Genomic DNA, 12,055 nt, shown 5'->3' on the forward strand with positions numbered 1-12,055 from the left:
TCATGGCTTCCGCATTCGAGTACGCACCCGCCCCCGAGTCACGGTCGATCGTCGACATCGCGCCCTCGTACGGCCTGTTCATCGACGGCGAGTTCGCCGACGCCGCAGACGGCAAGGTCTTCAAGACCGTCTCGCCCGCCAGCGAGGAGGTCCTCGCCGAGGTCGCCCAGGCCGGCACCGAGGACGTCGACCGCGCGGTGAAGGCCGCCCGCAAGGCGTTCGAGAAGTGGTCGGCGCTGCCCGGCTCCGAGCGCGCCAAGTACCTGTTCCGGATCGCGCGGATCATCCAGGAGCGCAGCCGCGAGCTGGCCGTCCTGGAGACGCTGGACAACGGCAAGCCGATCAAGGAGACCCGCGACGCGGACCTCCCGCTGGTCGCGGCGCACTTCTTCTACTACGCGGGCTGGGCCGACAAGCTCGACCACGCCGGCTACGGGGCGAACCCGAAGCCGCTCGGCGTCGCCGGCCAGGTCATCCCGTGGAACTTCCCGCTGCTGATGCTGGCCTGGAAGATCGCCCCGGCCCTCGCGACCGGCAACACGGTCGTACTGAAGCCCGCCGAGACGACCCCGCTCTCCGCCCTGTTCTTCGCGGACATCTGCCGCCAGGCCGGCCTGCCCAAGGGCGTCGTCAACATCCTCCCGGGATACGGGGACACCGGCGCCGCGCTCGTGGAGCACCCGGGCGTCGACAAGGTCGCCTTCACCGGCTCGACCGCGGTCGGCAAGGCCATCGCCCGCCAGGTCGCCGGGACGCGTAAGAAGGTCACCCTGGAGCTGGGCGGCAAGGGCGCCAACATCGTCTTCGACGACGCCCCCATCGACCAGGCCGTCGAGGGCATCGTCAACGGCATCTTCTTCAACCAGGGCCAGGTCTGCTGCGCGGGCTCGCGCCTGCTGGTCCAGGAGTCGGTCCAGGACGAGCTGCTGGAGTCGCTCAAGCGCCGTCTTTCCACGCTGCGCCTCGGCGACCCGCTCGACAAGAACACCGACATCGGTGCGATCAACTCCGAGGAGCAGCTGACCCGGATCACCGCGCTCGTCGAGGCGGGCGTGGCGGAGGGCGCCGAGCGCTGGTCGCCCGCCTGCGACCTCCCGACGTCCGGGTACTGGTTCGCGCCGACGCTGTTCACGAACGTCACGCAGGCGCACACCATCGCACGCGACGAGATCTTCGGCCCGGTGCTGTCCGTGCTGACGTTCCGTACGCCGGACGAGGCGGTCGCCAAGGCGAACAACAGCCAGTACGGCCTGTCCGCGGGCATCTGGACGGAGAAGGGCTCCCGCATCCTCGCGGTGGCGAGCAAGCTCCGTGCGGGTGTCGTGTGGGCCAACACGTTCAACAAGTTCGACCCGACCTCGCCCTTCGGCGGCTACAAGGAGTCGGGCTTCGGCCGCGAGGGCGGCCGCCACGGTCTGGAGGCCTACCTCGATGTCTGATCAGACGCGCCTGAGTGTCTTCAAGACCTACAAGCTGTACGTGGGCGGCAAGTTCCCGCGTTCCGAGAGCGGCCGGGTGTACGAGGTGACGGCGAAAGCATCAGCCGCTGAGGCGGCGGGCAAGGGCAAGTGGCTGGCCAACGCACCGCTGTCGTCCCGCAAGGACGCGCGTGACGCGGTCGTCGCGGCCCGGAAGGCGTTCGGGGGCTGGTCGGGCGCGACGGCGTACAACCGGGGGCAGATCCTCTACCGCGTCGCCGAGATGCTGGAGGGCCGCAAGAGCCAGTTCGTGCACGAGGTCGCGGACGCGGAGGGCCTGTCCAAGTCCAAGGCCGCCGTCCTGGTCGAGGCCACGATCGACCGCTGGGTCTGGTACGCGGGCTGGACGGACAAGATCGCCCAGATCGTGGGCGGGGCGAACCCGGTCGCGGGCCCGTTCTTCAACCTCTCCACCCCGGAGCCGACCGGTGTCGTCACGGTCCTCGCGCCGCAGGAGTCGTCGTTCCTGGGTCTGGTCTCGGTCGTCGCCCCCGTGATCGCGACCGGCAACACCGCGGTCGTCGTCGCGTCCGAGAGGGCCCCGCTCCCGGCCCTGTCGCTGGGCGAGGTGCTGGCCACCTCCGACCTGCCGGGCGGCGTGGTGAACGTGCTGTCCGGGCGTACGGCGGAGATCGCCGCCCCGCTTGCCTCGCACCAGGACGTCAACGGCATCGACCTGACCGGCGCCGACGAGGTGCTGGCGAAGGAGCTGGAGATCGCGGCCGCGGACAACCTCAAGCGGGTACTGCGTCCACAGGCTGTGGACAACGACTGGCCGGCCGACCCCGGCATCCACCGCCTGACGGCCTTCCTGGAGACCAAGACGGTCTGGCATCCCACCGGCTCGCTCGGCGCCTCCGGTTCGGCGTACTGACACCCACGGACCGAAGCCCCTGCCTCTCCGTCCGGAGGCAGGGGCTTCTTCACGGGCGCTACGGCAGCAGCGCGCCGGTGACCGGGCCGGCCACCGGCAGGTCCTCCAGCGCCTGCCCCTTGGTGATGTGGTCCGTCACGATCGCGGTGCTGACCGGCTCGAAGTCGGCGACCTGGGTGCCCACCGAGTTGTCGAGCGGGTCGACACCGGTGTTCGCCAGCGGGTGGAGCTGCATGCTCTTGAGGTGGCCGACGCCGTCCACGGACCGGGCGACCGTACCGGTCACGGTCTCCAGCGGAGCGGCACCGAGCACCGGGCCCGGGCCGGCGACGGACTCCGTACCGACGGATCCGTCGGCCGCCTGCGCGGCCGCCGAGCCCGCACCCAGTGCCGCACCCGCCGCGACAACGGTCAGCCCGGCCCGCAGAAGCGTGTGGCGCCGGTGGGAAGAAGCTGCATGACGAGCCATGAATTCCTGCCTGTTCGAGTAATCGTGGACGCACGGACAGTAGTTGAGGTGTGAGACGGGCAACCGCCCCGCCTCCAGGGGGTCCCCCGGGCGGATCGATGCGTCACACTTGTCTCCCGTGAGTTCCCAACCCATCCCGACCCGCGTGGTGCTGATCGCGGGCCCCTCCGGTTCCGGAAAATCGTCCCTCGCGGCCCGCACCGGGCTGCCGGTCCTGCATCTGGACGACTTCTACAAAGAGGGCAACGACCCGACGCTGCCCCGGGTGACGGGCAGTTCCGACATCGACTGGGACTCACCCGCGTCGTGGGACGCCGACGCCGCGGTCACCGCTATAGCGGAGGTGTGCGCCACCGGCCGCACGAACGTCCCCGTGTACGACATCTCGGCGAGCGCGCGCGTAGGTCACGAGACGTTCGCCACGGCCCGCACCCCGCTGTTCGTGGCCGAGGGCATCTTCGCGGCCGACATCGTCCGCCGCTGCCAGGAGCTCGGCGTACTGGCCGACGCCCTGTGCCTGCGCGGCCGGCCCGCCACGACGTTCCGCCGCCGCCTCGTGCGTGATCTGCGCGAGGGCCGCAAGTCGGTCCCGTTCCTGTTGCGCCGCGGCTGGCGCCTGATGCGCGCGGAACGCGGGATCGTGGCCCGTCAGACCGGCCTGGGCGCGCACCCGTGCGGCAAGGCCGAGGCCCTGGGGCGTCTCGCGGACGCGGCGGCCGGCCGTTGCCGTACGCCCGTGGCACGCCAGCCGGCCTGACGCGATTCCCGCCCGCGGACATGGGAGTGGGGCCGGACAGAACCCCCCGATCTGTCCGGCCCCACTCCGCTTCCCCCGTGGATCCCCCGTGTCCCCCGCGGATCCCGTCCCGCCGTCTCCCCCGAAACAGCGGCCCCCGTTCCCCCGTGTTCCCCCCGTGCCTTCAGGCCACCAGCTCGCCGAAGGACTCTTCCTCGTCACGGCCGAAGCTGAGGACCTCGTCCTCGCGCAGCCGTCGGAGCGACCGCCAGATGCTCGACTTCACCGTGCCGACACTGATGTCCAGGATCTCCGCGATCTCCGGGTCCGTGCGGCCCTCGTAGTAGCGCAGGACCAGCATCGTCCGCTGGAGTTCGGGAAGCCTGGCGAGCGCCTGCCACAGGACCGCGCGCAGCTCCGTGCCCCGCATCGCGTCGGTGTCGCCGGCCGTCTCCGGCAGCTCCTCCGTCGGGTACTCGTTCAGCTTGCGCCGGCGCCAGGCGCTGATGTGCAGATTGGTCATGGTGCGGCGCAGATAGCCGCCGACGGCCGCCTTGTCGGTGATCCTGTCCCAGGCGCGGTACGTCGAGAACAGCGCGCTCTGCAGCAGATCCTCGGCCTCGTACCGGTCGCCGGTCAGGTGGTAGGCGGTCGCGTACAGAGAGGCGCGGCGCTCCTGGACGTAGGCGGTGAACGCGGCTTCCGCGGACCCCGACTCCGGCAGGTTCGACCGTTCCCCCGTTGCCTCTCCGTACGCCGTTCCCCGGTCGGTCACGGCCACCATGTACGTCGCCTTGTGCTGACGCCCGGCGCCGCGAACGCACCCCCGCCCTCCCCCTTGCTCCGGGCTTCGCCCGAGCAGGGAGGTGCCCCCGACCGCGCCGGACTTCTCCGCGCTCCGTACGACGTCGTGGAGACGCGTGACAACTGCGCTTGAGGTGGTGCTGTGCAGTGCGTTCATCTCGCGCCCCCCGTCGAGTGGAGTCTGCTTCGTTCCGTGTGACAAGAAGCTTGCCCGGGCTCTTTCATCGCGGTGTCCGCCGACTGTCACAGGCGCGTCACAGAGGCCGGGGACAACGGTGATGTGCCAAGGAGTCGAACGTTGCCGACCGCATGGGCCAGAATGGGCCCGTGCCTTTCCTGTTGCTGATCGAGGACGACGACGCCATCCGCACGGCCCTCGAACTCTCCCTGTCCCGCCAGGGCCACCGTGTGGCCACCGCGGCGACGGGAGAAGACGGCCTGCAGCTGCTGCGCGAGCAGCGGCCGGACCTGATCGTGCTGGATGTGATGCTGCCCGGAATCGACGGCTTCGAGGTGTGCCGCCGCATCAGGCGCACCGATCAGCTGCCGATCATCCTGCTGACCGCCCGCAGCGACGACATCGACGTGGTCGTCGGGCTGGAGTCCGGCGCCGACGACTATGTGGTCAAACCGGTGCAGGGGCGGGTGCTGGACGCCCGTATCCGTGCCGTACTGCGCCGCGGCGAGCGGGAGTCCACCGACTCGGCGACCTTCGGCTCCCTGGTGATCGACCGCTCCGCGATGACGGTCACCAAGAACGGCGGCGATCTGCAGCTCACGCCCACCGAGCTGCGGCTGCTGCTGGAGCTGAGCCGCAGGCCGGGACAGGCGCTTTCCCGCCAGCAGCTGCTGCGCCTGGTGTGGGAGCACGACTACCTCGGCGATTCGCGTCTGGTGGACGCGTGTGTGCAGCGGTTGCGGGCGAAGGTCGAGGACGTGCCTTCCTCACCGACCCTGATCCGTACGGTGCGTGGCGTCGGCTACCGGCTGGACGCTCCGCAGTGACCCACGGGCTTGGCGCGTGCGCGCCGGACGGGACCGTTCGGTGAGCGGTGGTACGGACAAGGGTGCGGCGGACGGCGCGGACCGCATCGGGGGCGGCGCGCGGCGTGGGCCGCTCGCCGGACTGCGGCTGACGAGCCTGCGGCTGCGCCTCGTGGTCGTCTTCGCGCTGGTCGCGCTGACCGCGGCGGTCTCCGCCTCCGGCATCGCGTACTGGCTCAACCGCGAGGCGGTGCTCACCCGCACCCAGGACGCGGCGCTCGGCGACTTCCGGCAGGAGATGCAGAACCGGGCGGCGGCGCTGCCGCTGCGGCCCACCCAGGCCGAACTGCAGAAGACCGCCGAGCAGATGGCGAGCGGCGGCGACCACAGCGTGGTGCTGATCGCCGAGCGCGCCGAGGGCAAGCCGATCACCGGGGTGTCCGACCGCGACGAGTTCACGATGGCGGACGTGCCGCGGTCGCTTCAGGACGCGGTGAACGACCGGCAGGACGTCGGCGCCGGCAACTCCGATCCGTACCACCTGTACTGGCAGCGCACCGAGCGCCGCGGCGAGCCGTATCTCGTCGGCGGTACGCGGATCACCGGCGGCGGGCCGACCGGCTATCTGTACACCTCGCTCGACCAGGAGCGCCAGGACCTCAACTCCCTGGCCTGGTCGCTGGGTATCGCCACACTGCTGGCCCTCATCGGCTCGGCGCTGCTCGCCCAGGCCGCCGCCACGACCGTGCTCAAGCCGGTGCACCGGCTGGGCGAGGCGGCCAGGCGGCTCGGCGAGGGCAAGCTCGACACCCGGCTGCGGGTCTCGGGTACGGACGAACTGGCCGAGCTGGCACGGACGTTCAACAAGACGGCCGCGTCACTGGAGAAGAAGGTCGCGGACATGAGCGCGCGGGAGGAGTCGAGCCGGCGGTTCGTCGCCGACATGTCCCACGAGCTGCGCACCCCGTTGACCGCGCTGACCGCCGTCACGGAGGTGCTCGAGGACGAGGCCGACAGCCTCGACCCGATGATCGCCCCGGCCGTGAACCTCGTGGTGAGCGAGACGCGGCGGCTGTACGACCTCGTGGAGAACCTGATGGAGGTCACCCGCTTCGACGCGGGCACCGCAAGGCTCGTGCTCGACACGGTGGACGTGGCCGACCAGGTCACCGCGTGCGTCGACGCGCGCGCCTGGCTGGATGCCGTCGAACTGGACGCCGAGCGCGGGATCATGGCGCGCCTGGACCCCCGCCGGCTCGATGTGATCCTGGCCAATCTGATCGGCAACGCCCTCAAGCACGGCGGCTCCCCGGTACGGGTGTCCGTGCGGCTGGGCGAAAACGATCTGATCATCGAGGTACGGGACCACGGGCCGGGCATCCCCGAGGACGTCCTGCCGCACGTCTTCGACCGGTTCTACAAGGCCAGCGCCTCGCGGCCGCGCTCCGAGGGAAGCGGTCTCGGTCTGTCGATCGCCGTCGAGAACGCCCATATCCACGGCGGCGAAATCACCGCGGCCAACTCCCCGGACGGGGCAGGCGCCGTCTTCGTCCTGCGCCTGCCCCGTGACGCGTCCGAGAGCGCGGACTGCGAGGCGGCCCGGGCGGACGACGCGGACAGCGAAAACGGCGGCCATGGTGTCGGCCGCGAGCGGGGAGAGGGGGACACGCAGTGATACTCCCCGGAACATCGGCGGCCCGCCGGCCGACGGCCGCACTGGCCGCGCTGGCCGCTTTGGCCGGCGCACTCGCGCTCGCGGGCTGCGGGATCAGGCCCACACAGGTGCCCGTGGACGCCGGGCCCGCGCCCTCACGCGTTCCGTGCGAGGTGTCCGGCGTCGACATCGCACCCCAGGCGGGGCGTACGGGCCTCCCGGTCCGCGTGTATCTGGTGTGCGCTTCGCAGCTGGTGTCGGTCGACCGCACGGCGGGGACGACGGAGGAGAAGGCCCCGGCCGACCGCGTCGCGACCGCGCAGGCATTGCTCGACGAGCTCCAGCGGGAGCCGTCGGCCCCCGAGCACGAGGCGGGCTTCTCCACGTACGTACGCGGGCCGCTGCTGCTGAACGCCGGACGGCGCGACGACCCCGCCGGGGCGCTGCGCCTGAGCCGCCAGCCGGAGGACCTGCCGCCGGCCGCGCTGGCACAGATCGTGTGCACCCTGCTGGAGAACGGGGCGACGGCGGACGGCTCGGTGCTGCTGGGCGGCCCGGGCGACTACGCCCCGCGTGCCTACACCTGTCCGGACGCGACGAAGGAGCGCCCCGACGCGGTGCTCCCGACGGCGGGCCCGCCGGGCCCGCCGCACTGAGCCCGGGTTCGGCGGCGGGCGGCGTCCGGCCGGTATAGCCGGGCCCGCCGCGCTGAGCCCACGAGTTCGGGGGCGCGACACCACGCGCTCGTCGCGTCGGGTGTCGCCTCACGGGGTCGGTGCCATACGTCCGGCGAAGCCGGATGGCGTGCCGCTCGGTTCCGGGCGGGGGCGGGACGGGCCCGGTCTTCGGGGGGTGCCCCGCTCGGGCATTGCCGCCACACCCCGGCGTACGCGCGCGGCGTACCGAGCTCGGCGGAGCAGGGGCGGGACCCCGTCTACCCAGGGGCGCCCCGCTCGGGCATTGCCGCACATCCCTGCGTGAGCGGGCGGCGTATAAGCCGGGGGTGACGTGCCGCTCGGTTCCGAGCAGGGACGGGACCCGGTTTTGGAGGGCGCCCAGGCAGGGCGGTGCCGCACACCCCGCGTACGCGGACGGTGTTCCGAGCTGGGCGGAGCCGGGCGGGCGCGGAGCTGGGCGGGCGCGGAGCTGGGCGGGCGCGGAGCTGGGCGGGCGCGGAGCTGGGCGGGCGCGGAGCCGGGCGGGCGCGGAGCCGGGCGGGCGCGGAGCCGGGCGGGCGCGGAGCCGGGCGGGCGCGATCTGCCCGGGGCCCTCGGCAGGGCGGTGCCGCACACCCCGCGAACGCGGGCGGCGTTCCGCGCGGGTCCGGGTGGGACCGTCCCTTCCGACAGGGGCGGAACCGTTTCGCGGGGAGGCGGCGTCTTGGGGGGCGTGCAGCGTCAAGGCCTGGGCGGCAGTGCCGCCATCCTCTTCCGCGCGACGGGGCTCGTACTCCTCCTCGCCCATCTGCTGCTCGTCGCTTGGCTGACACTGCGCCCACGCGACGTGCTGTGGGTGACGGCGGCGAATCTCGAACCGTTCGCCGGGATCCAGGCAGCCCTGGTGCTGGGGCCGTTGGAGGCCGCCCGGCACATCGGCGAGGGGCTGCTCCTGCTGTCGCCGCTCGGCGTGCTCCTGCCCATGGCCGGCGGCCGGCTGGCGGTCTCCCCGTGGGCCTCGCTGACCCGTACGGTCGCCGCCGGCGTGCTGCTGTCGCTCGGCATCGAGCTGCTCCAGACCGGCGTGCCCGGCCAGGTCGTCGACATCGACTCGATCCTGCTCAACACCTGCGGCGTCGCGCTCGCCCACCTCGCCGTCGTCCCCGCGGGCCGTGCCCGGCTGCGCCGCAGGCTGCTGCACCCGGGCGGTCGGTCGGCTCTGCGCGGGGGCGGCCGTGGGCAGGAGCCTCGGACCATGCGGGACGAGGGTTCTCAGGGGGCGACCCCGACGATTCCCAGGGTCGGGATCGCCCCGTAGAGCGACGCTTCGCCCGCATTCGGAGCGCGACCATGGAGACATCGGGAGCGCACATCCAAAGGCTCCCCGACCGCTCTCGTGAAGGAGCCCACCATGGCCGCACTTGCCCGCCCCCGTGACTGGGGGAACCTCCCACGCCGGAGGCGCGAGGGGAGCGTGCTCGGCGGAGTGTGCGCAGCGCTGGCCCGGCGTTTCGGCACCTCCGCGACCACGATGCGCGTGATCTTCGTCGTCTCGTGCCTGCTGCCCGGGCCGCAGGTCCTGCTCTACCTGGCGCTGTGGCTGCTGCTGCCGTCGGAGAAGAACGCGACCGCCGCCTGGTGAAACCCCGGCGCACGGGCGCCCTCGCGGCTTCACAGCGCACCCGCGTGGGGCGCACACCCTGTTCGGGTGTGCGCCCCACGCGGGTGCGGCCATCGCGGCACGTCGGCACGGGTTCGTCAGCCCGCGAGTCCGCCAGGGAGTCCGCCGAGCAGACCGCCGCGGAGCTTCGCCGTCTTCAGGCCGCCGAGCAGGCCGGCGACCGGCGCCGCGGGGTCCTTGGACGACAGCACCTTGCCGGCCGCGCCCTGGACGGCTCCGGGCAGCGTGGCGGCGGAGTTCTTCAGCGCCGACTGGCCGCCGGCGAGGGCCTGCGGGGCGCCCGTCGGAAGACTGCCGGCGACTTCCTGGACCGGGGCGAGGTGGGAGACGGGGCCGAGCGCACCGGTCGCGTCGGGCAGCGTGGGTGCGGCGGATGCCGTACCGGCGGCGGCAGCGGCGAAGGCGGCGCCGAGGGCGGCGACACCGAGGGTCTTTGCGGATTGCTTCATCGCAGACAAATCCTTGGGGACGACAACTATGAGCGGCTCCGCAAGCTAGTCAGCCTCGCACAGGCGCCGCAAACACGGCGAAGCGGCCGGAAATTGACGCCTCCGGCCGCTTGGGTGTACGCGTGTCGCCGTGTCCGGCGGGCGCTCAGTTCCCGGTCGTCGCGGTCTGCCGGAACAGCCATTCGGACTTCAGCTCGGCATAGCCGGGCTTGATCACATCGTTGATCATCGCCAGTCGTTCATCGAAAGGAATGAATGCCGACTTCATCGCATTGACGGTGAACCACTGCATGTCGTCGAGCGTGTATCCGAACGCCTCGTTCAGCAGCTCGAATTCACGACTCATGCTGGTGCCACTCATCAGCCGGTTGTCGGTGTTGACCGTGGTCCTGAAGTGGAGTCTGCGCAGCAGGCCGATGGGGTGGGCGGCGTACGAGTCGGCCGCGCCGGTCTGCAGGTTGGACGTCGGGCACATCTCCAGCGGGATGCGCTTGTCCCGCACGTACGCGGCGAGCCGGCCCAGCTTCACGGATCCGTCGTCGGCCACCTCGATGTCGTCGATGATGCGCACCCCGTGGCCGAGGCGGTCGGCACCGCACCACTGGAGCGCCTGCCAGATCGAGGGCAGGCCGAAGGCCTCACCGGCATGGATCGTGAAGTGGTTGTTCTCGCGCTTGAGGTACTCGAACGCGTCGAGGTGCCGGGTGGGCGGGTAGCCCGCCTCGGCTCCGGCGATGTCGAATCCGACGACGCCGGCGTCACGGTAACGGTTGGCCAGTTCGGCGATCTCCAGGGCGCGGGCGGCGTGCCGCATCGCGGTCAGCAGCGCGCCGACGCGGATGCGGTGACCGCTCTCCCTGGCCCGGCGCTCCCCTTCGCGGAAACCGTCGTTGACCGCCTCGACGACCTCTTCGAGGGTGAGCCCGCGCTCCAGGTGCTGCTCGGGGGCGTAGCGGACCTCGGCGTAGACGACCCCGTCCTCCGCCAGGTCCTCGGCGCATTCGGCGGCCACGCGGAAGAGCGCGTCGCGGGTCTGCATGACGGCGCAGGTGTGCGCGAACGTCTCCAGATACCGTTCCAGGGAACCGGAGTCGGCGGCCTCGCGGAACCAGACGCCGAGCTTGTCGGGCTCGGCCTCGGGCAGGGTCTCGTAGCCGATGTCACGGGCGAGTTCGATGATCGTGCCCGGACGCAGACCGCCGTCGAGGTGGTCGTGGAGCAGGACCTTCGGGGCGCGGCGGATCTGGTCCCCGGTGGGCGAATTGAGGGTCTGGCTCGTCATCTGCGCACTCTAGCCCCTACGCGCGTAGAGCGCGCCCCCCGGCGAGCCCTGTCGATACGTAACAGTGACCGCGCGTACGAGTGGAGTACACCTGGCCTTCTGAGACTGTTGGGCCATGGCACACCACGCAGTGCCCCGGTGGCGGGGGCGCCCGGCCGGACCGGGCGGAGGGCCGACGGTCCTACGTGACACCGCGGTTGGACGGGCGGAGCGCACCGGGCGGACGGCGCAGGCCCGGCTCGGCCGACTGCCCGGGCGCCTCGGCATGGTCGGCGGCGAGGACGCGGCGGTGGCGGGTGTGGTCCTGCTGCTCCCCGACGGCGAGCCGGAATCGGCACGCCGGGCGTCGGCGCTGTCGTACGCGGCGGCGCTCCCACTGGGCCGCGCGCTGGCGCGCGCCGCGCGGGCGGAGGGGCTGCTCGTGCACTGGGTGCGCTACCGCTCGCGCGGCTGGAACGGTCCGGACGCGTGCCTCGCCGCGGACGCGACATGGGCGGTGGAGGAGGTCGTACGCCGCTACGGCGATGTTCCGGTGTGCCTGGCCGGGCACGGCATGGGCGGCCGGGCGGCCCTGCACGCGGCGGGCCACCCGGCGGTCGACTCGGTGCTGGCGATGGCGCCGTGGCTGCCGGAGGACGACGTGGCGGTGCAGCCGGAGCCGGTGGAGCAGTTGGTGGACCGGCAGGTGCTGATCGTGCACGGCACGAACGACCGCACGACGGACCCGGAGCTGTCGTACCGCCTGGCGGAGCGCGCGAAGAAGTCGAACCGGGACACGTGCCGCTTCGAGGTCCACTCGGACGGGCATGCGCTGCGGCAGTACCAGGAGGAAGTCCTGGCGCTGGCGGCGGACTTCGTGCGGGGCTCGCTGTTCACAGGGACGTACGCGCGCCCCCTGGCGGACGCGATGGCGGCTCCGCCGCCGCTGGGCCTGCGGATGCCGCTCGCAGCGGGCTTCGGCCGCGCCCTGCGCGCGTAGCCGACCCGG

At 72.1% G+C, this 12,055-nt stretch carries 13 protein-coding genes; 9 read left to right on the forward strand and 4 right to left on the reverse strand.

All coding sequences use genetic code 11. The features are described 5' to 3' along the window. The first annotated feature begins 2 nt into the window (after window positions 1-2). Entirely contained in the window at window positions 3-1,439 is a 1,437-nt protein-coding gene (locus ACH5AF_RS32470) for an aldehyde dehydrogenase family protein (RefSeq protein ID WP_398906744.1), read from the forward strand. Beyond that, window positions 1,432-2,352, forward strand: a complete 921-nt coding sequence (locus ACH5AF_RS32475) for an aldehyde dehydrogenase family protein (protein ID WP_398906746.1) — start codon at window positions 1,432-1,434, stop codon at window positions 2,350-2,352. Before ACH5AF_RS32470 ends, ACH5AF_RS32475 begins: the two co-directional genes overlap by 8 nt. A 58-nt stretch (window positions 2,353-2,410) precedes the next feature. Here the strand turns inward: ACH5AF_RS32475 and ACH5AF_RS32480 are convergent, their stop codons facing one another. Beyond that, complete coding sequence (locus ACH5AF_RS32480) at window positions 2,411-2,821, reverse strand: hypothetical protein (RefSeq protein WP_398906748.1); 411 nt, start codon at window positions 2,819-2,821, stop codon at window positions 2,411-2,413. A 118-nt stretch (window positions 2,822-2,939) separates the two neighbouring features. Here ACH5AF_RS32480 and ACH5AF_RS32485 point away from each other — a divergent pair, with 118 nt between their 5' ends. Next, on the forward strand, window positions 2,940-3,578 hold the full coding sequence (locus tag ACH5AF_RS32485; RefSeq protein WP_398906750.1) for a uridine kinase: 639 nt from the start codon (window positions 2,940-2,942) through the stop codon (window positions 3,576-3,578). Window positions 3,579-3,741: 163 nt separating this feature from the next. On the opposite strand, the gene ACH5AF_RS32490 is transcribed toward ACH5AF_RS32485, so the two are convergent. Further along, a complete protein-coding gene (locus ACH5AF_RS32490; protein ID WP_398906752.1) occupies window positions 3,742-4,518 on the reverse strand; it encodes a SigE family RNA polymerase sigma factor in 777 nt (258 codons plus the stop codon). A gap of 170 nt (window positions 4,519-4,688) precedes the next feature. Here ACH5AF_RS32490 and afsQ1 point away from each other — a divergent pair, with 170 nt between their 5' ends. The 5 genes from afsQ1 to ACH5AF_RS32515 all read left to right on the forward strand — a co-directional run bounded on the left by afsQ1 (window position 4,689) and on the right by ACH5AF_RS32515 (window position 9,297). Beyond that, window positions 4,689-5,366: a two-component system response regulator AfsQ1 gene (afsQ1, locus tag ACH5AF_RS32495; protein WP_215183360.1), complete on the forward strand. Its 678-nt coding sequence runs from the start codon at window positions 4,689-4,691 to the stop codon at window positions 5,364-5,366. Window positions 5,367-5,451: 85 nt separating this feature from the next. Next, window positions 5,452-7,020: an ATP-binding protein gene (locus ACH5AF_RS32500; RefSeq protein ID WP_398906798.1), complete on the forward strand. Its 1,569-nt coding sequence runs from the start codon at window positions 5,452-5,454 to the stop codon at window positions 7,018-7,020. Continuing rightward, complete coding sequence (locus tag ACH5AF_RS32505) at window positions 7,017-7,655, forward strand: hypothetical protein (RefSeq protein ID WP_398906754.1); 639 nt, start codon at window positions 7,017-7,019, stop codon at window positions 7,653-7,655. The genes ACH5AF_RS32500 and ACH5AF_RS32505 overlap by 4 nt, the downstream gene beginning before the upstream one ends. 733 nt (window positions 7,656-8,388) lie before the next feature. Further along, on the forward strand, window positions 8,389-8,973 hold the full coding sequence (locus ACH5AF_RS32510; protein ID WP_398906756.1) for a VanZ family protein: 585 nt from the start codon (window positions 8,389-8,391) through the stop codon (window positions 8,971-8,973). Between the two features lie 93 nt (window positions 8,974-9,066). After that, window positions 9,067-9,297, forward strand: coding sequence for a PspC domain-containing protein (locus ACH5AF_RS32515; protein ID WP_398906758.1), 231 nt, complete (start codon window positions 9,067-9,069; stop codon window positions 9,295-9,297). Window positions 9,298-9,413: 116 nt separating this feature from the next. Here ACH5AF_RS32515 and ACH5AF_RS32520 read toward each other — a convergent pair whose 3' ends face one another. Further along, window positions 9,414-9,785 carry an ATP-binding protein gene (locus ACH5AF_RS32520; protein ID WP_398906760.1) on the reverse strand — a complete coding sequence of 124 codons (372 nt, stop codon included), beginning with the start codon at window positions 9,783-9,785 and terminating at the stop codon, window positions 9,414-9,416. A 145-nt stretch (window positions 9,786-9,930) separates the two neighbouring features. Further along, window positions 9,931-11,067: an adenosine deaminase gene (locus ACH5AF_RS32525; protein WP_398906761.1), complete on the reverse strand. Its 1,137-nt coding sequence runs from the start codon at window positions 11,065-11,067 to the stop codon at window positions 9,931-9,933. Between the two features lie 265 nt (window positions 11,068-11,332). On the opposite strand from ACH5AF_RS32525, the gene ACH5AF_RS32530 reads away from it, so the two are divergent. Beyond that, window positions 11,333-12,046: an alpha/beta hydrolase gene (locus tag ACH5AF_RS32530; RefSeq protein ID WP_398906800.1), complete on the forward strand. Its 714-nt coding sequence runs from the start codon at window positions 11,333-11,335 to the stop codon at window positions 12,044-12,046. The last annotated feature ends 9 nt before the right edge of the window (window positions 12,047-12,055 follow it).

This window comes from Streptomyces sp. NPDC018833 (assembly GCF_044390825.1).
GTDB lineage: Bacteria > Actinomycetota > Actinomycetes > Streptomycetales > Streptomycetaceae > Streptomyces.